This is a genomic window from Ralstonia sp. Ralssp110 (assembly GCF_047325135.1).
GTDB lineage: Bacteria > Pseudomonadota > Gammaproteobacteria > Burkholderiales > Burkholderiaceae > Ralstonia > Ralstonia mojiangensis.
Genome location: NZ_CP168610.1, coordinates 564,162 through 584,334 on the forward strand (window position 1 = coordinate 564,162; position 20,173 = coordinate 584,334).

Below are 20,173 nucleotides of genomic sequence, written 5' to 3' on the forward strand. Positions count from 1 at the left end.
GCGCAATGAGTGGTTTTTGCAGGCGGAAGGATTCCCCAAGTCTTCGGCAGTCGCCCGACTTGTCATTCCCTGCTAGGCCTCTCACGCATTGAGCCGCTTCGCTTTCAGCTGCAAACCGGCTGCCCGGTCGTTATTGGACAGCTACCTGCGCTTGTGACCTGCGCCGGGCTTCGGTCGGCGCGATTCTCCCGTTAGGGCCTGCTGATGACAAAGCGACTTGGAGCGTGGATCGGCCGCTCCGTATCTCAGGCGATGGCGCGTGGCGCGCTGACGGCAATGCTTGCGTTGTCGGTGATCGGCTTGCCGGCCAATGCGGTTGCTCGGGACACCACCGGCATGGCTGCCGCCGTGGGAACCATTCGCCCGGCAGACCTGCCCAACGAGGCGCAGCGTACGCTGGCACTGATTGAGCAGGGCGGCCCGTTTCCCTATGCAAAAGATGGCACCACGTTCGGCAACTATGAACGACGTTTGCCTGCGCAGCGGCGTGGTTATTACCACGAGTACACCGTGAAGACGCGGGGGGCTCGCAACCGCGGCGCCCGACGCATCATCTGCGGCGGCAATCTGCAAGCGGCTAACGATTGCTACTACACGGAAGATCACTACAACAGTTTTCAACGGATACAGCGATGACGACCAACATGTTTGGGCTGGACGACTCGCTCACCGCACGCGATGAGCGCGTGGCCCGCGAGGCGTGGCACAAAGCGCAAAATCTGTACGACGGTGTGGTTGGGATGCAAGCTCTCGGCGCACGCGTCGGCGGAGCGGCCAAGTTGCCTCAAAGCGCACCGCAGAACATCATGACGCAGGACATCACTCAGACGGACGACGACGGAGCTCGCGAAGACGCCATGAACCTGTTCAAGACGGTGCGTCCGAATATCGTGCAGTCGATCCGCGCGTTTCGCGTGGCGGATCTGGCCGAGTCGGCGGCCAGCCTTGGCCAGCATTTCCTGTACGCCAACTGCGCGGCTGCGACCACCAAGAGCGAAGTGCTCGACGTGATTGCTCGCGAGTTTCTGTTCCCGAAGCATTTCGGCAAGAACTTCGACGCCTTGGCTGACTGCCTGACCGACATGATCTACAAGGCTGGCCCGCAGCCGGGTTTTGTCATCGTGCTCGAGGGCCTGCCGTGCCAGCCCAAGTTCGACAAGGAAGCGCGCGAAGTGCTGCTGGACGTATTCCGCGACGCGGCCGAATTCTGGGGCGAACGCAAGGTCCAGTTCCGCGTCTTCTATTCGTTCGCATGAACTAGGCCGCTCGACCGGTTGATCGGCCCGGAAATGAAAAAGCCCGCAAATGCGGGCTTTTTTGTTGCCTTGTGAATGTGCTGCCCGGCTGGTCAGCCCGCCCGCTTGTTGCGGCGAATTCGGTCGAACCATACTGCCAGCAGCAGAATGCCGCCGCGAATCAGGTATTGATAGAACGTTGGCACGTTCATCAGGCTCATCGCGTTCTGCACTGACCCCATGATCAGAACGCCGACCAGCACACCGGACACGGTTGCCACCCCGCCCGTGAGCGAAACCCCACCCAGCACGCAGGCTGAGATCACGCCCAGTTCAAGCCCGACCGACGTTTTCGGATCGCCCAAGCTCATGCGCGAGGCGAGCATCACGCCCGCAAAACCCGTTACCAGGCCCTGCAGGACGAACACGGCGATCTTGATGCGCATCACCGGCAGGCCGGCAAGCAGCGCGGCTTCTTCATTGCCGCCGACGGCGAGCACGTTCTTGCCGAACACCGTCTTCTTGAGCAGGAAGCCAAAGAGGGCAAAGCCGACGATGTTGCTCCAGATCGGGTACGAGATGCCAAGGAATGACCCGCCGCCCAGGTCGAAGAAGCTCTCTTCGGAAATCATCACCGCGTCGCCGTTGGAGGTGATGAAGGCGAGGCCGCGCACGACTTCCATCATGGCCAGCGTGACGATCAGCGAGTTGATCTGATAGCGCGCCACCAGCACGCCGTTGACGAGCCCGACCATGCCGCCCGCCAGCACGCCGGCCCCGACGCCAAGCACCACGCTATGGGTTGCGGTGATGAGCGTGGAGGCCACCACGCCCGCGAACGCCACGATGGAGGCGACGGAAAGGTCCACCTCGCCGAGTGCGAGGACGAACATCATCGTGACCGAGATGGAGCCGATCAAGGTGACGGAGAGCAGCAGGCCCTGGATGTTGCGGCTGCTGACGAAGCCGGGCACCGTGAACGCCAGCGCGGTGAACAGCAAGAGGAACACCACGACGATGCCCGATCGGTTGACCAGCTCCCACGTGAGGGCGGCGCGGCTGGGGATGCCCGGGGCGGCCAATGGCGGGCCGCCCGGCACGGATTCGGTGGATGGCGTTTGCATAGGATCGGTTTCCATGAGGGCGTGAATCGCGCGCTAGCGTGGCAGCGCGAGTTTGATGAGGGTGTCAGGCGAGGCGTGCTCTCTGGGCAGATCGCCGACGATGCGGCCCTGTTTCATGACGAGCACGCGGTCGGCAACGCCGATGACTTCCGCCAGGTCGCTCGACACGACGATGACGGTGCGGCCCGCTTCGGCGAGGCCGTAGAGCAGGCTGTAGATTTCGCTGCGGGCGCCAACGTCGATGCCGCGCGTGGGCTCGTCCATCAGGAAGACGTCGATGTCTTCCGCGAGCCAGCGCGAGAGGATCACCTTCTGCTGATTGCCGCCCGACAGCTTGCCGATAGGTGTTTCACCGTTGCGTGTCTTGATGGCCAGCTTGTCGATGAACGACTTGGTGGTCCGCGCTTCCTGCCGGTTGTTCAGCACGCTGAAGCGGCTGAAGTGGCGCCGGCAACTGATGTTCAGGTTGTCCGACACAGAGGCGATCGCGACGATGCCTTCCTGCTTGCGATCTTCCGGGCAGAGCGCGACACCCGCGCGCACCGCATCGCGCGGCGTATTGAAGTGGACGCGCTTGCCTTTGAGGTGAACCTCGCCCGCTGTGGGTTTGACCGCGCCGTAGAGCAGCTTCATCAGCTCCGAGCGCCCCGCGCCCACCAGCCCGAAGAAGCCGACGATTTCGCCTGCATGCGCTCGGAACGAAGCGGGTTCGGTCAAGCCAGGCCCCATCAGGCCGCGCACGTCGACCTTCACCTCGCCGAGCGGGCGTGGCTTGTAGCCATACACGTCCTGGATCGAACGGCCGACCATGCAGCGGATCAACCGTTCGCGGTCGAGGCTCGCGCCGGCGTTGAACGTGTCGATATGCCGGCCGTCACGGAACACGGTCACGCGATCGCACAGTTCGTACACCTCTTCCATGCGATGTGTGACATAGATGACCGCGCGGCCCTCGGCCTTGAGCGCGCGAATGATGCGGAACAACTGCGTCGTCTCGCGCGAGGAGAGCGAACTCGTCGGTTCGTCGAACGCGATCACGCGGGCGTCGCGCATCAATGCCTTGCCGATCTCAATCATCTGGCGCTGGCCGATCGACAGATGCTTGACGGGTTGGGCCGGATCGAGCTTCTCGCCCAGCCGTTCGAGTTCGCGCAGCGCACGCGCGATCAGCGTTTTCTCGTCAAGCACGCCAAAGCGATTGGGTAGCGCGCCGAGCATCAGGTTTTCTGCCACCGTCAGTTCGGGTACGAGGTGCAGTTCCTGATAGATGATCGCGATGCCCGCCGCGATGGCTGCGCGGGTGTTCGTGAACTGCTGCGGCACGCCGTCGAGCGACAGCGTGCCGTCCTCCGGCTGGTTGACACCCGACAGCACCTTGAGCAGCGTCGACTTGCCCGCGCCGTTCTCGCCCATCAGGCCGTGCACCTCGCCGCGGCGGATGTCGAGCGAGACGTGGTCGAGTGCCAGTACGCCGGGAAAGCGCACGGTGATGCCGTCAAGCTTCAGATAGGCGCCTGCGGAAGCGTCGGGCGGGCCGCTCTCATCAAGTGATTGAACTGTCATCGGTTGCTCTCTGCAGGTGCTCATGCGGCGCGGGGACCGGCCCGCGCCGCGCGTTGCATCAAATGCCCAGTTCCTTGCGGACCTCTTGCCAATTGCTGCGCACCATCAGCTTGCCGGTGGTTTGCGTATCGGCCGGCGGCTGCTTGCCGGTCTTGATCCAATCGACCAGGTTTGCAGCGCTGTCCTTGCCATGGTTGGTCGAGCTGACCGCAATCGTGCCGAAGAAGCCCGTCGGCTCCTTCTTCTGGAACTCGGCAAACGCCTCGCCGGCGCCGTTGATGCCGACGCCGATCACATCGGCTGCGGGAATGTGCAACTGCTCGGTTGCGCGCACACCGCCCAGCACGCTCTCTTCATTGAGCGCGAAGATGACCCACTTCTTGATGCCTGCATGCTGTGCCAGCACCGGCGACGCGGCATTGAAGCCACCTGCGTCGTCGGTGGTCTTTTGCGGCGCGTCGAAGATGTTCTCCTTCTTGAAGCCGCCGGCCAGCAGCGTCTGCGTGGCGCCGTCTGTGCGCAGCTTGGCGGTCGGCAGCTCGTAGTTGGTGATGCGCAGCGCGCCCACTTCCTCGGGCTTCCAGCCACGGCGCTTCATTTCGTCGGAGATGGCCTGGCCGACCTGGTTGCCGATCTTGAATGCCGACATGCCCAGGTGCGGCACGTTGGCCAGCGGCTTGCCGGACGAGTCGACGAGTTGATCGTCAACCGTGACGAACTTCATGTTGTAGTGCTTGGCGCGTGCCGATATAGCCGGCCCCAGGCGCACGTCCGGCGCGCAGATGACGAAGCCCTTGGCACCTTGTGCGCCCAGGTTGTCGATGGCGGACAGCACCTTCTCGCCATCGGGCGTACCGATGTTCACCACCGAAAAGCCGTCCTTCTGGCCAAGTGCGGTGGCGGCTTTCTGTTCGTTGATGAACCACGCTTGCTCGGGCATCTTGACCAGGAAGCCGATCTTGAGCGGCTCGTCGGCGTGGGCGGGCAGGGCAGCGGCCAGCGGTCCCAGGCACAGGGTGGCTGCCAGGGCGGATAGGGTCAGGCGGCGAAGTTTGCGTTGCATGGTTGTCTCCTCGTTGGAATGGCTCTTATGGCACTACGTGAGTCGGGCGTGCTTCACGGCACGAACGGATCAATCAGATGGCGCCGACCGAGCAGCATGGCGTCGGCCACGTGCTGAAGCGGGCGGACATCGACATCGCTTTCGCCGCTGGCGATCAGTTCGAGAAAGCGTGTGTACAGGCTTGGGTATTCGCGTTCGGGGCCGACCTCGATCTCAACGCCGTCGATGGTCAATTGCTTGCCGCCTTGTGCCAGCCGCAAGGTGCCGTCGCGCGTGGTGACGTCGATCTGCCATAGTTCGCCCGCGTCATGGCGCCAGTCGAATTCCGCTGCGATGGCCGTGCCGCGTTCATCGGTGAATGCGAGGTGGGCGGCAATGGGCGTCTGCTGATTGGCGGGCACCCACAGGTCGGCGGACGTCAGAAAGAACGCATGCGGCAGCACGCGGGTCAGGATCGACAGCGCGTTGATGCCCGGGTCGAACACGCCCAGGCCGCCGGGCTCCCAGATCCATGCCTGGTTGGGGTGCCAGCGGCGCACATCTTCTTTCCATTGCACGTTGACGGAGACGATCGCCCGGCTTGCAAGCCACTCCCGAGCGGCCTCGACACCGGGCGCGTGGCGTGAGTGCCAGGAGGCGAACAACGTGCAGCGGTGCTGCCGCGCCAGATCAGCGAGGATCGCTACTTCCGACACGCTGGCGCCGGGAGGCTTCTCCAGCATCACGTGCTTGCCTGCGGCGAGCGCCGCGCGGGCCTGGGCAAACCGCACCTGCGGCGGCGTGCACAGCGACACTGCCTGCAGTGCGCGTTCGTCTGCCAGCATGGCCTCGAGCGTCGTGTAATGTGGCAGGCCCTCAACGCGCGAATGCGGGCTCGCGCAGGCCGCAAGCGTAAAGCCGGGCTGCGCGGCGAGGGCTGGCAGATGCTGATCGCGCGCGATCTTGCCAACGCCGACGATCCCGATCGACACCGGATGGAGTTCACCGTGCATGGCTATCGCCCCCAGCGCAAGACCAGCGGATCGAGCCGCCGGGCAATGTCGATCAGGCCCCGGCGCGTGTCCGGATGCATGGCCGGCAACGGATGCCGCGATGCCTCGCAGGCAATCACGCCGCCTTCCTTCATGAGCGCTTTGGCGGCCAGGATGCCGGCCTGCCGGTTCTCGTGATTGATGAGCGGCAACCAGCGTTGATACAGATCGAAGGCGAGATCGCGCTGCCCCTTCGCGTGCGCCTCGATGATTGGCCGGATGCCGTCGGGATATGCGCCGCCGGTCATGCTGCCCGTGGCGCCGGCATCCAGATCAGCCAGCAGCGTGATGGCTTCTTCGCCGTCCCACGGGCCTTCGACGGCGTCGCCGCCGAGGCGGATCAACTCGCGCAGCTTGGCCGCCGCACCGGGCGTTTCAATCTTGAAGTAGGCCACCTGTTCGATTTCGAGGGCCACGCGCGCGAGGAACGCCGCAGACAGCACCGTGCCGCTGGCCGGCGCATCCTGAATCATGATCGGAATGCCCACGGCATCTGACACGCGCGCGAAGAATTCGTAGATCTGTGCTTCTGGCACGCGGAAGGTGGCGCCGTGGTAGGGCGGCATCACCATCAGCATGGCGGCGCCCATGTCTTGCGCGCGGCGGCTGCGTTGCGCGCAGACCTGGGTGCTGTAGTGCGAGGTGGTGACGATCACGGGCACGCGGCCGGCTACGTGTTCCAGCGCGGTGCGGGTGAGCACTTCGCGCTCGTCATCGGACAGCGAGAACTGCTCGGAAAAATTGGCCAGGATGCACAGGCCATCCGAGCCGGCATCGATCATGAAATCGATCGCGCGCTTCTGGCTGGCGAGGTCGAGCTCGCCGGTTTCAGTAAACGTGGTGGGCACCACCGGAAAGATGCCTTGGTAGCGCGGCTTGCTGTTGCGGGTCATGAAATCGTGAAGTCGGGAACGGGTGTCAGGAAAGATGCTGGCGTCCGCCCAGCACGGCGCGAACGATGAACGTCATCACCACGGCAAATGCCAGCGCGGCGGCAAGGAAGTACAGGCCGGCAGACAGGCTGCCTGTGGCGTTCTTGAGGATGCCCATGCCATAGGGGCCGAGGTAACCGCCCAGGTTGGACAGCGAGTTGATGGTTGCAATACCCACGGCGGCGCTCGTGCCGGTAAGGAACTGTCCCGGCAGCGTCCACAACACGGCCTGGATTGCATAGGCCGAGAACGCGAACAGGCAGAGGCAGCCCAATTGCAGCGCGGGCGTTTGAACCCACGCGCTACCCGCCATGCCGAGCGCGGCCAGCGCCGAGAGAATGGCGATGTGCCAGTAACGCTCGCCCGTGCGGTCCGAATGGCGCGGCACCAGGTACAAGCCCACCACGGCAAACAGATAGGGCACGGCGGACAGCAGACCGGTGGCGACATCGCTCACGCCAAACTGCTTGATGATCGTCGGCAGCCACAGCGACAGGCCGTAGATGCTCAGCGGAAACGGCAGAAACAGCAGCGCCAGCAACAGCACCCGCACATCCTTGAGTGCCTTGAGCGGGCTGCCGTGCGACTTCAGCGCATAAGCGGCCTGGTCTGCGGCCAGCTTGCGCTCGATCCACGCGCGGTCCGCGGCGGGCAGCCAGCGCGCATGCGCCGGGGATTCCGGCAGGATACGCAGCGTCGGCACGCACAGCAGCGTGGCCGGCAGGCCGCTGACCACGAACAGCGTTTGCCAGCTCGACATGCCGAAGAGCCCCGGCACCGACAGCAACCACCCCGCCATCGGCCCCGTGATGATGAGCGCGACGGGCTGTGCCAGCACCAGCAAGCCGACGATGCGCGCACGATGGCGCATCGGAAACCACTTGGTCAGGAAATAGAGAATGCCGGGGTACAGGCCGGCCTCGGCCGCACCGAGCAGGAAGCGCAGCACATAGAAGCTGACCGGGCCGCTGACCAGCGCCATGGCCATGGTGATGACGCCCCACGTGAACAGAATGCGCGCGAACCAGCGGCGTGCGCCAAAGCGTTCGAGTGCCAGGTTGCTCGGCACCTCGCATAGGAAATAGCCAATGAAGAAAAGGCCCGCTCCCAACCCGTAGGCAGCATCACCGATGCCTACTGCCGCGTTCATGTGCAGTTTGGCGAAGCCGACTACGGAGCGATCGATATACGCCACCACGTAGATCAGCGCCAGAAACGGCATCAGCTTGCGCGTGAGCAGGCGGATGATGCGCTGCTCTTCCGATGCATCGGCCGAAGCCGGAACGGCGCCTGCGGTTTGAGAGATTTCCATCGGTCTTTCCTCGGCTCAGTGCGAGTGGCGCGGCACGGCGGCGCCACGGCATCCGACCAGGAAATCGAGGTCGCAGCCTTCGTCAGCCTGCAGCACGTGGTTGACGTACAGGCGCTGGTAACCGCCGGCCTCGCCATGCGAACGCTGGGGCTGGTAGGTCGCCAGCCTGCGCGCGAGTTCTTCGGGGGCGATGTCCAGGTGGAGCGTGCCGGCCTCGCAGTCGAGTTCGATCCAGTCGCCGTCCTGCACCGCGGCCAGCGGGCCGCCTGCCGCAGCTTCGGGCGCCACGTGCAACACCACCGTCCCATAGGCGGTGCCGCTCATGCGTGCGTCGGAAATGCGCACCATGTCCTTCACACCCTGGCGCAGCAGCTTGGGCGGCAGGCCCATGTTGCCAACCTCGGCCATGCCCGGATAACCCTTCGGTCCGCAGTTCTTCATCACCAGCACGGAGCTGGCATCCACCTCCAGGGACTCGTCGACGATGCGTTCCTTGTAGTGCTCCAGGTTTTCGAATACGACGGCGCGGCCGCGATGCTTGAGCAGCTCGGGACTCGCCGCAGATGGCTTGAGCACCGCGCCACGTGGCGCCAGATTGCCGCGCAACACGCGAATGCCGCCATCGTCGATCAGCGGGTTGCTGAGCGGGCGGATGACTTCATCGTCGGTGATGGGCGCGTCCTTGACGTTGTCCCACAGCGTACGGCCGTTGACGGTCAGCGCATCGGGATGCGGCAGCAGGTTCGCCTCACCCAGGCGGCGCAGCACGGCGGGCAGACCGCCCGCGTAGTAGAACTCCTCCATCAGGAAGCGGCCCGAGGGCATCAGGTCAACGATGGTCGGCGTGTCCCGGCCGATGCGGGACCAGTCTTCCAGCTCAAGCGGCACGCCAATGCGCCCGGCAATCGCCTTCAGGTGGATCACGGCGTTGGTCGAACCACCAATGGCTGCGTTGGCGCGGATTGCGTTTTCGAACGCGGCGCGCGTGAGGATCTTGGACAGCGTCAGCCCTTGCAGCGCCATCTCGACGATGCGAATGCCCGACATATGCGCCAGCACGTAGCGCCGCGCGTCCACCGCCGGAATGGCTGCGTTATGCGGCAGCGATGTGCCGAGTGCTTCGGCCATGCACGCCATGGTGGACGCCGTGCCCATCGTGTTGCACGTGCCTGCCGAGCGCGACATCCCCGCTTCCGCCGACAGGAAGCGATGCAGGTCGATCTCGCCCGCCTTGAGCGATTCGTGCAGTTGCCACACCGCCGTGCCGGAGCCGATGTTCTTGCCGTCGAGCTTGCCGTTGAGCATCGGCCCGCCCGTCACGACGATGGCCGGCACGTCGCAGCTTGCCGCGCCCATCAGCAGGGCGGGCGTCGTCTTGTCGCAGCCGGTGAGCAGCACCACCGCGTCGATCGGGTTGCCGCGAATCGCCTCTTCAACATCCATGGCCGCGAGGTTGCGCGTGAGCATGGCAGTCGGGCGCAGGTTCGATTCGCCGTTGGAGAACACCGGAAACTCCACCGGAAACCCGCCCGCCTCGTAAATGCCGCGCTTGACGTGCTCGGCCAGCTTGCGGAAATGTGCGTTGCAAGGTGTTAGCTCCGACCACGTGTTGCAGATGCCGATGATCGGGCGGCCATCGAATTCGTGATCGGGGATGCCTTGGTTCTTCATCCAGCTTCGGTACATGAAGCCGTTCTTATCGGCGGTGCCGAACCATTGGGCCGAGCGCAGCTTGGGTTTCGATTCCGACATGTGCGTGTGTCACGGACGTGGTTGTCGAGGCGCGCGCGCATCGATCGGCTGCGTGGCACTTGCGGGCCGCGCGGCACGTCCGTTGTCTCCGGTGTGGTTGTGGTTTTTTGATCGGACCGAGTGTACGGAGCGCCCTGATATCCTTCCAATGAAATATTGGCCGTGACCGATATCCGATTTGATATCCCGAGGAAGACCCGATGTCGAACAGCCCCTGGTACGTCCGCGCGCGCCTGAAGACGCGACAACTGCTGCTGCTGATTGCCTTGGCCGAGGAGGGCAACATCCACCGGGCGGCCGCCGCGCTCAACATGACGCAGCCCGCCGCCTCCAAGCTGCTGCGCGAGCTGGAAGCCATGCTGGATGTTCAATTGTTCGAGCGCATGCCGCGCGGCATGCGGCCCACGCGTTACGGCGATGCGCTGATCCGGCACGCGCGTGCGGTCGTGGGCAGCCTGGACCAGGCGCAGGAGGAAGTGCTCGGCCTCAAGGCCGGCCACTTGGGGCATGTGGCGGTCGGCACGATCACCTCGCCGGGCGTGCGGCTGTTGCCGCCCGTAGTGGCGCAGATCACGCGCGAGCATCCGGGGCTGCGGGTGTCGCTGGAAATCGAAAGCAGCAACGTGTTGCTGGAACGCCTGGCGCAGGACAAGCTCGACCTGGTGGTCGGCCGCCTGTTCGCCGAGCACGACAAGCTGCATCTGCGCTATGAGCCGCTGGCCGACGAGCCGGTGGTTGCCGTGGCGCGGCCGGGGCATCCGCTGCTGGCGGAACCATCGCTGACGCTTGCGGACGTGCAGCCGGCCACCTGGGTGGTGCCGCCCATCGGCAGTGTGCTGCGTCACCGGTTCGACCTGATGTTCCAGCGGGAGAGCCTGACAGCGCCGTCCAGCGTGGTGGAAACCTCGGCGCTGCTGTTCCTGACGCGCATCCTCGAGCAGAGCGACATGCTGGCCGTGATCGGCACCGATGTCGCGCAGTACTACGCGTCGTATCAGATGCTGGCGATTCTTCCGTTGCCGATGCCGTGCCAGATGGACGACTTCGGGATCATCACGCGCACGGACCGGTTGTTGTCTCCGGCGGCGCTGCATGTGGTGCAGGCACTGCGCGACGCGGGCCGAACGGCCTACGGCGAGGGTTGACCGTCGGCGAAAAAAAAAGCCCGCAATTGCGGGCTTTCCTCTGTGCGGCGATAAACGTTCAGGCAGCGGGCACTGCGCCCTGCGGCGTGAGGTGATTGACGGCTTCGGGCAGGCCTTCGGCCAGCTGGTTGGCGAGATCGCCCTCGTTGATGCCGAAGTTGGCTGCCAGTTTCGACACCTCCTCCAGCGCGCCCGTGCCGCTCAGTGCTTGGGTAATCTGCTCGCCGGACACTGGCAGGTTCTGGCCGTTGCCGATCCACGATTTGACCTGTTCGCCCAGACCGGCTTGCTCCAGGATCTGCTGCAGCGGCCCGAGGCCTCCGACGGCCGCCTGGTCCGCATTGCCGCTGCCGCCGCCCAGCAAACCGCCGAGCAGACCACCAAGGCCACCCGCTCCGCCCGCGCCGCCGAGCAGGCTGCCCAGCGCGCCGGCACCGCCTGCTGCACCCAGCAAGCCACCCAGCGAACCGAACAGGCCGCCGCCCTGATCTTCCTGCCCTTGCGGCGCGGCTGCATCGCCCGCGCCTTGCGACTTGTGCTTCATCGCCAGGTAGGCCAGCACGCCCACGGCAAGCAGCACCTTCTTGTTGCCCAGCAAGGACGATTGCGCGCCGCTGGCGTCATTGCCGCCGCCGAGAATCGAATCGAGTAGACCCATGATGAAGCTCCTTTGGTCAGTGGCGGGCATGGGGGAAAGGCCCGCCGGTGGGATCAAACGGTCAGTGTTTCGTCGTCAGAACTTAGAACTCGCCGAGCACGGCGTGCAGCGCGGACACGGCAACGAGCGCCGCCGATTCCGTTCTCAGAATACGTCGCCCGAGTGTCAGCGGTAAGAAACCGGCGGCCTCGGCCAGCGCTTCTTCGTCGGGCGAAAGACCGCCTTCGGGGCCGATCAGCAGGACGATGCCGCTGCCTTCGATGCGCGTGCGCGATTGCACAGCCCATTGGGTGAGCGATTGCGTGCCGCGCGGTGACAGCAGCACGCGCGGCGCGTCGTTCGACTGACCGGCGGCAAGCCATTCACGCAGCGTGGCGACCGGTGCGACCACCGGCACGCGGGCTCGGCCGCATTGCTCGCAGGCGGCCTGCACCAGTGCCTGCCAGTGCTGCACGCGCTTGGCGGCACGCTCGCCGGAGAGGCGCACCACGGCGCGTTCGGTCTGTAGCGGAGCCACCGCATTCACACCCAGTTCGACGGCCTTCTCGATCAGCCAATCCATCTTGTCGCCACCGGCAATGCCTTGCGCGAGGGTGATGGCGTAGCGGGCCTCCGTGTCGGGCTGTGTGGCATCCGTAAGGCTGGCTGCGGCGTCGCGCTTGTTGATGGCGTCGAGCCGAGCACGAAATTCGTTGCCGGAGCCATCGAACAGGCAGACGTCATCGCCGACGGCCAGCCGCAGCACGTGGATGTGGCGCGTGACGGCCTCGGGCAGCGTGACGGTGATGTTGGGCGCAAGCGGCGTATCGACGAAAAAACGGGGAAGCCCCATTACAGCAATCCTTGTGGTGAATCGGTCAGGCGATCAGGCGATGGAGCGATCAGGCCGCCGCTGGGCGGCAGGCGAGGCCCCAGCGATAACCGTCGGGATCGCGCACGGCGGCGTAGCGCTCGCCCCAGAAGGCATCGTGCGGCGCCATGATGGACGCGGCGCCCTGGTCGAGCGCGTTCTGATACACGGTGTCGACGTCGTCGCAATACAGGTGGAAGCTTTGCGGGCATTCAAAGCCCGCGCCGGCCGGGGCTTTCGCGGTGGAGCCAAAGACGCCTTCGGGCGCAAACATCAGCATGAGCTGGCCCTGGTAGGTCATCTCGACGTGGATCGGGCGGCCATGGTCGTGCATTTCATCCTGCACATCAAAACCGAACGCGTTGCGATAGAAGGCGATGGCGGCCGATGCGTCGCGCACGGTCAGGTACGGGACAAGCCACGGGGTGTTGGCGGGGCGGGGGAAGCTCATGGCGGGCTCCTTCTTCGGCGCAATGCAGCCAGGGACGAGTAGTGTAGAGCGCCCGCCACGCCACAATCAAAAAGAAATCAAAACACCTCGCTTGCCGGGGGCTGGTTGCGCGCCCGGCCGCCGCTGCGCGCAACTTCATCGACGAGCCACTGGCGGAACAATGCAAAGCCCGCGTGCTCCGCCGCCTGGTGTGGATGGATCAGGTAGTACGACAGGCGCAAAGAGGCTTCGGTCGCCAGCGGCCGCATGAGGCGTCCGGCGGCGATGTCGTATTCGACGAGGATGCCCTGGCCGAGTGCGACGCCCTGGCCGTCAATGGCCGCTTGCAGCGCCATCAGGGCTTCAGAGAAGGCCGGCCCGCGTGTGGCATCGATGTGGGGCACACCGACCTCGTCGAGCCATTGCCGCCACGTCGGATGGTGCGCCAGATGGCGGCCGCCGCGCTCATGCAGCAGCGTTTGAGTGGCGAGGTCCTGCGGCATGCGGATGGCGGCCTGCAGCGTGGCGTTGCATACCGGAAAGAAATCAGTGGAGGTGAACCACTCGACGCGCAGGTTGGGCGCGTTGACTTGCCGGTCGTCGATGCACAGATCGAACTGGCCGTGGTCTTGCACGTCGGCGGTCGAGACTTCGACACGCACGTGCGGGTGCTGGTTGAAGAACCGATACAGCCGCGGCACCAGCCATTTTGCGCCGAAGGTTGGCGGCACAGCCACGCGCAGCGGCGCATCGGCGGTGTCCATCAACAGGTCGGTGGCTTGTTCGAGCGCACGCAGCGCGTCGCGCACGCGAGGGAGGTAGTTGTCGCCGGCGTCTGTCAGCGTGAGCTGGTTGTTGCGGCGCGCGAAGAGCTTTTTACCTAGATGATCTTCGAGCTGCTTGATCTGGTGGCTGACAGCGGCGTTGGTCACGCAAAGCTCGTCCGCAGCGCGGCTAAAGCTCAAATGGCGGCCCGCGACTTCAAAGACGCGCAATGCATTGAGGGGAGGGAGGCGCCGTGGCATGCGTTCTCGTTAAGAAAAATTTAACGTCCAACGAAGAATTTGTAGTTTGCCACGTTAAGGGCGGCCCGACTACAAATGCGCCTGGGGACGGTGACGATGCTTGGTGTGTGCCTCCAGCGATCTCAAACCACGCGACGCACCGGACCCCGCCTACAAAAACATTTCAGGAGACGTCATGAATCGAACCACCGCTGTTCGCGGGATGCTGGCGTGCGGCCTTGCGCTCGCTGGCTGGACCGCTCCCGCCCTCGCACAAACCAACGTCACGCTGTACGGCCGCGTCGCCAGCGGCATCGACTACCAGAACAACGTCGCCCCCACCGCGACCTCGCCAGGCGGCAGCCTCTGGCGCGCCGCCGACAACCAGTGGGGCACGAGCATGTTCGGGTTCATGGGCAAGGAGGATCTGGGCGGTGGCCTGCAGGCGGTCTTCCGGCTCGAATCCGGCTTCGGCGCAGCCCAGGGCAAAACCAACGGCGATGCGCTCTTCAACCGCCGTTCGTACGTCGGCCTGTCCAGCCCGACCTGGGGCACGTTGACGGCCGGCAAGAACCTCTTCATCAGCAACGACGTCTGGTTCCTGGACCCGACCGGCCAGCAGTTCATCGGCTCGGCCACGCTGGTGCGCGGGCGCAACTGGCCGGGCGCGAACAACATCGTCGAATATCAAAGCCCGACCTGGGGCGGCTTCCAGATCGGCCTGCAGACCGGCCTGGGCGAACAACCGGGTTCGTTCACGAACAGCCGTCGCGATGGCGTGTCCGCTGTCTACACGGCCGGCCCGCTGGAAGTGCGCGCGATCTACGACGTGATCCGCGACGGCAACGGCAAGTTCAGCGACATCTTCAACTTCTCGAAGGAAGCGACGATCGGCGGTACGTACACCATCGGCAAGGCGAAGCTGTTTGCTGCGTATGAAAACCTGTCGGCTCCGGATGCGGCAGCGGGCGCTCCGACCAAGGCCAATCATTACTGGCTGGGCATCAACTACGAAGTCACGCCGGCGCTGACGCTGATCGGCGCGGCGTACCGCGTCAACGTCAACCACGGCGGCGGCAACGCCAATCTGTTCATGGCGGGTGCCAACTACAACCTGTCCAAGCGCACGATGCTGTACGCGAGCGTGGGTACGGTGCAGAACAGCGCCACCGCCAATTTCTCGGTGGAGGCGACCAACAACAATCCGGCGCCGGGTAAGAACCAACTGGGTGCCTACACCGGTATCGTTCACTCGTTCTAAAAAAACCGCTCATGATCCTGCTGCGCTTTCCAAGTCAATCGCGGGCCGCTCGTTGCGGATCATGAAACGGTTTTAACCCCCGGGTCCGACCCACGTCACACCAAGCAATGCCACGCATGAACATCCTCACCATCGATACCGGTACCACCAACACACGCGTTACGGTCTGGCGCGATGACGTTGCGCTTTGCCAGGCTGCGCGCCAGGTTGGCGTGCGCGACACCGCCATCACCGGCAACCGGACGACGCTGCAGCGCGGCGTGCAAGACACGATTGAAGCTGCGCTGCAAAAGGCCGGGTTCGGCATGAGCCAGGTCGACTTGGTGCTGGCGTCCGGCATGATTACCTCAAACGTCGGCCTGCACGAAGTCCCGCACCTGATGGCGCCGGCCGGCCTGCGCGACTTGGCGGCGGGGATGGTGCAGGCGACCATCCCCGAGGTGTGTGCCCAGCCAATCTGGTTTGTGCCGGGCGTGCGCAATCCGGTGGACAACCTTGGTCTGCACAACATCGAGTCGATGGACATGATGCGCGGCGAAGAGGTCGAGACCATGGGGTTGGTTTCGCGCCTCGGCATCACAGAGCCGGCGGTGATCGTGCTGCCGGGTTCGCACTCGAAGTTTGTGCATCTGGACGCGGATCAGCGCATCACCGGCTGTGTGACGACGCTGGCCGGCGAGCTGCTCCACGTGATCACGCACAACACCATCCTGGCCGACGCGCTCGACTCCGACTTTGCCACCGAGGTCGATCCGGAAATGTTGCTGTCCGGCGCGCGCAGCGCCAGCAGCATCGGACTGGGGCGTGCCTGTTTCATGGTGCGCACGCTGGGTCAGTTCACGATCTACGAGCGCAATGCGCGGGCCAACTTCCTGCTGGGCGCCGTGCTGGGCGCGGATCTGCTCACGCTCAAGAACAGCAGCGCGATCCGCATGAATCCGGGCACGCAGTTCGTCATCACGGGCAAGCCGCTGCTGCGCGAAGCGCTCGCCGTGCTGGTCTCAGACGACGATTTCTTCTCGGGCAAGGTCACCGTCACGAGCAGTGAACAGCAGGAGCACCTGGCCGGCAGCGGCGCGATCGCCATCGCACGCGAGCGCGGCTTGGTCAAAACCTTGAAGGTGGCGTAAGCCCGACGCCCACGCCATCCCATCTTTCATCCAACGCAGAACAGATGCCGCAAAGACGGCATCGCAAGGAGACAACATGCAACAACAACGACGCGGGACATTCAAGGCCATTGCTGCCGCCACGCTGTTTGCCATGGCCGGCGGCCTCTCGGTGTTTGCCCATGCAGCCGATGACGTGAAGATCGGCTTCCTGGTCAAGCAGCCCGAAGAGCCGTGGTTCCAGGACGAATGGAAGTTCGCAGACCAGGCCGCCAAGGAAAAGGGCTTCAAGCTGGTGAAGATCGGCGTGCCCAGCGGCGGTGAAGTGCTGACGGCCATTGACAACCTGGGCGCGCAGCATGCGCAGGGTTTCGTGATCTGCGTGCCCGACGTGAAGCTCGGACCGGCAGTCGTGGCCAAGGCCAAGCAGAACAACCTCAAGCTGATGACGGTGGATGACCGCCTGGTCGACGGTGCTGGCAAGCCGATCGAGTCGGTGCCGCACATGGGCATCTCGGCCACGAAGATCGGCGAACAGGTGGGCGACGCCATCGCGCAGGAAATGAAGAAGCGCGGCTGGAATCTGTCGGAAGTCGGTGCCATCCGTATTGCGTATGACCAACTGCCGACTGCCAAGGAGCGCACCGACGGCGCAGTCGCAGCGCTCACCAAAGCGGGTTTCCCGGCCGCCAACGTGCTGACCAGCCCGCAGGCCAAGACGGATACCGAAGCCGCCTTCAACGCCGCCAACATCACCCTGACCAAGAACCCGAAGTTCAAGCACTGGATTGCCTTCGGCCTGAATGACGAAGCCGTGCTGGGCGCCGTGCGCGCAGCGGAAGGCCACGGCGTGAAGCCGGCAGACATCATCGGTGTGGGCATCGGCGGCAGCCAGTCGGCGCTCAATGAGTTTGCCAAGCCCGAGAAGACCGGCTTCTTCGGCACCGTGCTGATCAGCCCGAAGCGTCATGGCTATGAAACCTCGCTCAACATGTACGAGTGGATCAAGAACAACAAGGCGCCGGACCCGCTGATCCTGACCAGCGGCCGCCTGATGACGCGCGACAACGAAAAGGCCGTCCGCCAAGAGATGGGTTTGTGATCTTGCGGACAACGTTGTTGAAGGAGACTTGCCATGTCGGCGTTTCTTGAGTTTCGTGGCATCAGCAAGGTGTTTCCGGGTGTGCGGGCGCTGTCCGATGTGTCGTTTGGCATCGAATGCGGCCGCGTGCACGGCTTGCTGGGCGAGAACGGCGCGGGCAAGTCGACGCTGTTGAAGATCCTGGGCGGCGACTATCAGCCCGATGGCGGTCAGATCGTCGTCGAGGGAAAGCCGACGGCGTTCCTGACCACGCGGGCAGCGCTGGATGCGGGCATTGCCGTCATCCACCAGGAGCTGCAGACGGTGCCCGAGCTGACGGTGATGGACAACCTGCTGCTCGGCCACCTGCCGGCCAGCGGCGGGTTCATCCGCCAGCGCGAGGCGATGGCCTGGACGCGCGAGCAGCTGGGCCGCATCGGTGTCGACCTGGACCCGCGCGCCAGGCTGAAGCACCTGTCGATCGGCCAGCGCCAGATGGTCGAGATCTGCAAGGCGATTCTGCGCGATGCGCGCGTGATTGCGCTGGACGAGCCGACGAGTTCGCTGTCGATCCGCGAGACCGACATCCTGTTCCGTCTCGTGAAAGACCTGCGTGCGCAGGGCCGGGCGCTGATCTACATCTCGCACCGGCTCGATGAGATTTTCGAGCTGTGCGATGGCTGCACGATCTTCCGCGATGGCCGCAAGGTGGCGGATTTCCCATCGATGGCCAACGTTACGCGCGACGAGCTGGTAGCGCAGATGGTCGGCCGCCAGATCGACGACATCTTCGATTACCGCGCGCGCCCGCTCGGCGACGTGCGCTTGCAGGTGGATGGTCTGGTGGGCCCGAAGCTGGCCGAGCCGGCAAGCCTGTCCGTGCGCCGCGGCGAGATCGTTGGCCTGTTCGGGCTGGTGGGCGCGGGGCGGTCGGAACTGGCCCGACTGATCTACGGGGCCGATCGCAAGACGGCGGGCAGCATCACGCTCGATGGCGCGCCGATCCGCATCCGCGATGTGGCCGACGCCATCCGCCAGGGCATCGTGCTGTGCCCGGAAGATCGCAAGGAAGAGGGCATTATCGGCTGCCGCTCGGTGTCGGAAAACATCAACATCAGCTGCCGGCGCAACCAGCGCCGCTTCGGCCTGTTCGTCAATGACAGGCAGGAAGCGAAGACGGCCGACCACTACATCACGCGCCTGCGCATCAAGACGCCCAACCGGGAGCAGCCGATCCGCCTGCTGTCGGGCGGCAACCAGCAGAAGGCCATCCTGGCGCGCTGGCTGGCCGAAGACGACATGCGTGTGCTGATCATCGACGAGCCCACGCGCGGCATCGACGTCGGTGCCAAGAACGAGATCTACCAGGTGCTGTACGAACTGGCCGAACGTGGCGTGGCCGTGCTGATGATTTCCAGCGAATTGCCGGAAATCCTCGGTGTCGCCGATCGCGTGCTCGTGATGAGCGAAGGCCGCATCGCCGGCGAACTGCCGCGCGAGCAGGCCAATGAGCAGGCAGTGCTCAAGCTCGCGCTACGCCCTGAATCTGCGCCGCTGCCATCTGCGCCCATGCCGCCGTTGGCCGCCTGAGAACCCCGGAGTCCAAGATGTCCCAGTCTCAACCCCTGCAACATTCCGATGCGCTCGCCGCATCGGCACGCTCTGCCATGAACAAGACGCGCCTACTTCGCCTGCTGGACGATTTCAGCCTGCCGCTGATCTTCGCCATCCTCTTTGCCGCGCTGTCGTTCTCGGTCGAGTATTTCTTCTCGTGGCAGAACATGGTCGGCCTTGCGTTGTCCGTCTCGCAGATCGGCATGGTTGCCTGCACGATGATGTTCTGCCTGGCGTCGCGTGATTTCGATCTGTCGATCGGCTCCACGGTGGCGTTTGCCGGCGTGCTGTGCGCGATGATCATCAACGCCACCGGCAGCATTGCACTTGGCATCGGCGGCAGCCTGGTGGCGGGCGCGATCATCGGTGGCGTCAACGGTTTCGTGATCGCCAAGCTGAGGATCAACGCGCTCATCACCACGCTGGCCACGATGGAAATCGTGCGCGGCCTCGCCTTCATTGCCTCGCATGGGCAGGCGGTGGGCGTGTCCGACATGGATTTCTTCGACCTGGGCAACACCATCGTCTTTGGCGTGCCGACGCCGGTGTGGGTGGCGGCGCTGTGCTTCGTGGTGTTTGGCGTGCTGCTCAACAAGACGATCTACGGCCGCAATACGCTGGCGATTGGCGGCAATCCGGAAGCGGCACGGCTGGCGGGCGTGAACGTCAACATGACGCGCATCGTCATCTTCCTGATCCAGGGCGTGATTGCTGCGCTGGCCGGCGTGATTCTGGCGGCGCGCATCACCAGCGGCCAGCCGAATGCGGCGCAAGGCTTTGAACTGAACGTGATCTCGGCCTGCGTGCTGGGCGGCGTTTCGCTGCTCGGTGGCCGCGCCACGATCAGCGGGGTGCTGGTCGGCGTATTGATCATGGGCACCGTGCAGAACGCCATGAACCTGCTGAATATCGACGCGTTCTACCAGTACCTGGTGCGCGGCGCGATTCTGCTGGCAGCGGTGCTGGTCGACCAGTTGAAGAACCGCGGCGGCCGTGAGTGAGGCTACGC

The 20,173-nt window shown here is 64.6% G+C and carries 19 protein-coding genes; 8 read left to right on the top strand and 11 right to left on the bottom strand.

Annotated features, from left to right (window positions below; translation table 11 throughout):
* The first annotated feature begins 204 nt into the window (after positions 1–204).
* Together ACEN9T_RS11335 and ACEN9T_RS11340 are read left to right on the top strand one after the other, a co-directional pair.
* Positions 205–636 carry a ribonuclease gene (locus ACEN9T_RS11335; protein WP_413707754.1) on the top strand — a complete coding sequence of 144 codons (432 nt, stop codon included), beginning with the start codon at positions 205–207 and terminating at the stop codon, positions 634–636.
* Complete coding sequence (locus ACEN9T_RS11340; protein ID WP_092972419.1) at positions 633–1,256, top strand: barstar family protein; 624 nt, start codon at positions 633–635, stop codon at positions 1,254–1,256. Before ACEN9T_RS11335 ends, ACEN9T_RS11340 begins: the two co-directional genes overlap by 4 nt.
* A gap of 92 nt (positions 1,257–1,348) precedes the next feature.
* Here ACEN9T_RS11340 and araH (ACEN9T_RS11345) read toward each other — a convergent pair whose 3' ends face one another.
* From araH (ACEN9T_RS11345) to ACEN9T_RS11375, 7 genes are read right to left on the bottom strand one after another with little or no spacing between them, the layout of a single operon-like run.
* Positions 1,349–2,359 (bottom strand): L-arabinose ABC transporter permease AraH, encoded by a 1,011-nt coding sequence (araH, locus tag ACEN9T_RS11345; RefSeq protein WP_413707755.1) that lies wholly within the window; start codon positions 2,357–2,359, stop codon positions 1,349–1,351.
* 33 nt (positions 2,360–2,392) lie between these two features.
* Positions 2,393–3,922 carry an L-arabinose ABC transporter ATP-binding protein AraG gene (gene araG, locus ACEN9T_RS11350; RefSeq protein ID WP_413707756.1) on the bottom strand — a complete coding sequence of 510 codons (1,530 nt, stop codon included), beginning with the start codon at positions 3,920–3,922 and terminating at the stop codon, positions 2,393–2,395.
* Between the two features lie 58 nt (positions 3,923–3,980).
* A complete protein-coding gene (locus tag ACEN9T_RS11355; protein WP_045204826.1) occupies positions 3,981–4,985 on the bottom strand; it encodes an arabinose ABC transporter substrate-binding protein in 1,005 nt (334 codons plus the stop codon).
* 53 nt (positions 4,986–5,038) lie between these two features.
* Positions 5,039–5,977 (bottom strand): Gfo/Idh/MocA family protein, encoded by a 939-nt coding sequence (locus ACEN9T_RS11360; RefSeq protein WP_413707757.1) that lies wholly within the window; start codon positions 5,975–5,977, stop codon positions 5,039–5,041.
* Positions 5,978–5,979: 2 nt separating this feature from the next.
* A complete protein-coding gene (locus ACEN9T_RS11365) occupies positions 5,980–6,909 on the bottom strand; it encodes a dihydrodipicolinate synthase family protein (RefSeq protein ID WP_413707758.1) in 930 nt (309 codons plus the stop codon).
* 25 nt (positions 6,910–6,934) lie between these two features.
* A complete protein-coding gene (locus tag ACEN9T_RS11370) occupies positions 6,935–8,260 on the bottom strand; it encodes an MFS transporter (protein ID WP_413707759.1) in 1,326 nt (441 codons plus the stop codon).
* Positions 8,261–8,275: 15 nt separating this feature from the next.
* The gene (locus ACEN9T_RS11375; protein ID WP_413707760.1) at positions 8,276–10,012 is read right to left on the bottom strand and encodes an IlvD/Edd family dehydratase; all 1,737 of its coding nucleotides are present in this window, start codon (positions 10,010–10,012) and stop codon (positions 8,276–8,278) included.
* A gap of 200 nt (positions 10,013–10,212) precedes the next feature.
* Here ACEN9T_RS11375 and ACEN9T_RS11380 point away from each other — a divergent pair, with 200 nt between their 5' ends.
* On the top strand, positions 10,213–11,157 hold the full coding sequence (locus tag ACEN9T_RS11380) for a LysR family transcriptional regulator (RefSeq protein WP_413707761.1): 945 nt from the start codon (positions 10,213–10,215) through the stop codon (positions 11,155–11,157).
* Between the two features lie 58 nt (positions 11,158–11,215).
* On the opposite strand, the gene ACEN9T_RS11385 is transcribed toward ACEN9T_RS11380, so the two are convergent.
* From ACEN9T_RS11385 to gcvA, 4 genes are all read right to left on the bottom strand, one after another.
* Positions 11,216–11,815: a YidB family protein gene (locus ACEN9T_RS11385; protein ID WP_260774319.1), complete on the bottom strand. Its 600-nt coding sequence runs from the start codon at positions 11,813–11,815 to the stop codon at positions 11,216–11,218.
* 82 nt (positions 11,816–11,897) lie between these two features.
* Positions 11,898–12,647, bottom strand: a complete 750-nt coding sequence (locus ACEN9T_RS11390) for a 16S rRNA (uracil(1498)-N(3))-methyltransferase (protein ID WP_413707762.1) — start codon at positions 12,645–12,647, stop codon at positions 11,898–11,900.
* 49 nt (positions 12,648–12,696) lie between these two features.
* Entirely contained in the window at positions 12,697–13,116 is a 420-nt protein-coding gene (locus ACEN9T_RS11395) for a VOC family protein (RefSeq protein WP_004632896.1), read from the bottom strand.
* Positions 13,117–13,193: 77 nt separating this feature from the next.
* Positions 13,194–14,120, bottom strand: coding sequence for a transcriptional regulator GcvA (gene gcvA, locus ACEN9T_RS11400; RefSeq protein WP_252690655.1), 927 nt, complete (start codon positions 14,118–14,120; stop codon positions 13,194–13,196).
* 175 nt (positions 14,121–14,295) lie between these two features.
* Here gcvA and ACEN9T_RS11405 point away from each other — a divergent pair, with 175 nt between their 5' ends.
* The 5 genes from ACEN9T_RS11405 to araH (ACEN9T_RS11425) all read left to right on the top strand — a co-directional run bounded on the left by ACEN9T_RS11405 (position 14,296) and on the right by araH (ACEN9T_RS11425) (position 20,165).
* Complete coding sequence (locus tag ACEN9T_RS11405) at positions 14,296–15,360, top strand: porin (protein WP_413707763.1); 1,065 nt, start codon at positions 14,296–14,298, stop codon at positions 15,358–15,360.
* 116 nt (positions 15,361–15,476) lie between these two features.
* The gene (locus ACEN9T_RS11410; RefSeq protein ID WP_413707764.1) at positions 15,477–16,490 is read left to right on the top strand and encodes a 2-dehydro-3-deoxygalactonokinase; all 1,014 of its coding nucleotides are present in this window, start codon (positions 15,477–15,479) and stop codon (positions 16,488–16,490) included.
* A 76-nt stretch (positions 16,491–16,566) separates the two neighbouring features.
* Entirely contained in the window at positions 16,567–17,571 is a 1,005-nt protein-coding gene (locus ACEN9T_RS11415; protein ID WP_392398006.1) for an arabinose ABC transporter substrate-binding protein, read from the top strand.
* 33 nt (positions 17,572–17,604) lie between these two features.
* Positions 17,605–19,140, top strand: coding sequence for an L-arabinose ABC transporter ATP-binding protein AraG (gene araG / locus ACEN9T_RS11420; RefSeq protein WP_413707765.1), 1,536 nt, complete (start codon positions 17,605–17,607; stop codon positions 19,138–19,140).
* A gap of 77 nt (positions 19,141–19,217) precedes the next feature.
* Positions 19,218–20,165 (top strand): L-arabinose ABC transporter permease AraH, encoded by a 948-nt coding sequence (gene araH / locus ACEN9T_RS11425; protein WP_413708444.1) that lies wholly within the window; start codon positions 19,218–19,220, stop codon positions 20,163–20,165.
* Positions 20,166–20,173: the final 8 nt, after the last annotated feature.

Coding starts and splice junctions, on each gene's coding strand:
- ACEN9T_RS11335 (WP_413707754.1), top strand. CDS start 205: ATGACAAAGCGACTTGGAGCGTGGATCGGCCGCTCCGTATCTCAGGCG.
- ACEN9T_RS11340 (WP_092972419.1), top strand. CDS start 633: ATGACGACCAACATGTTTGGGCTGGACGACTCGCTCACCGCACGCGAT.
- araH (WP_413707755.1), bottom strand. CDS start 2,359: ATGCAAACGCCATCCACCGAATCCGTGCCGGGCGGCCCGCCATTGGCC.
- araG (WP_413707756.1), bottom strand. CDS start 3,922: ATGACAGTTCAATCACTTGATGAGAGCGGCCCGCCCGACGCTTCCGCA.
- ACEN9T_RS11355 (WP_045204826.1), bottom strand. CDS start 4,985: ATGCAACGCAAACTTCGCCGCCTGACCCTATCCGCCCTGGCAGCCACC.
- ACEN9T_RS11360 (WP_413707757.1), bottom strand. CDS start 5,977: ATGCACGGTGAACTCCATCCGGTGTCGATCGGGATCGTCGGCGTTGGC.
- ACEN9T_RS11365 (WP_413707758.1), bottom strand. CDS start 6,909: ATGACCCGCAACAGCAAGCCGCGCTACCAAGGCATCTTTCCGGTGGTG.
- ACEN9T_RS11370 (WP_413707759.1), bottom strand. CDS start 8,260: ATGGAAATCTCTCAAACCGCAGGCGCCGTTCCGGCTTCGGCCGATGCA.
- ACEN9T_RS11375 (WP_413707760.1), bottom strand. CDS start 10,012: ATGTCGGAATCGAAACCCAAGCTGCGCTCGGCCCAATGGTTCGGCACC.
- ACEN9T_RS11380 (WP_413707761.1), top strand. CDS start 10,213: ATGTCGAACAGCCCCTGGTACGTCCGCGCGCGCCTGAAGACGCGACAA.
- ACEN9T_RS11385 (WP_260774319.1), bottom strand. CDS start 11,815: ATGGGTCTACTCGATTCGATTCTCGGCGGCGGCAATGACGCCAGCGGC.
- ACEN9T_RS11390 (WP_413707762.1), bottom strand. CDS start 12,647: ATGGGGCTTCCCCGTTTTTTCGTCGATACGCCGCTTGCGCCCAACATC.
- ACEN9T_RS11395 (WP_004632896.1), bottom strand. CDS start 13,116: ATGAGCTTCCCCCGCCCCGCCAACACCCCGTGGCTTGTCCCGTACCTG.
- gcvA (WP_252690655.1), bottom strand. CDS start 14,120: ATGCCACGGCGCCTCCCTCCCCTCAATGCATTGCGCGTCTTTGAAGTC.
- ACEN9T_RS11405 (WP_413707763.1), top strand. CDS start 14,296: ATGAATCGAACCACCGCTGTTCGCGGGATGCTGGCGTGCGGCCTTGCG.
- ACEN9T_RS11410 (WP_413707764.1), top strand. CDS start 15,477: ATGAACATCCTCACCATCGATACCGGTACCACCAACACACGCGTTACG.
- ACEN9T_RS11415 (WP_392398006.1), top strand. CDS start 16,567: ATGCAACAACAACGACGCGGGACATTCAAGGCCATTGCTGCCGCCACG.
- araG (WP_413707765.1), top strand. CDS start 17,605: ATGTCGGCGTTTCTTGAGTTTCGTGGCATCAGCAAGGTGTTTCCGGGT.
- araH (WP_413708444.1), top strand. CDS start 19,218: ATGAACAAGACGCGCCTACTTCGCCTGCTGGACGATTTCAGCCTGCCG.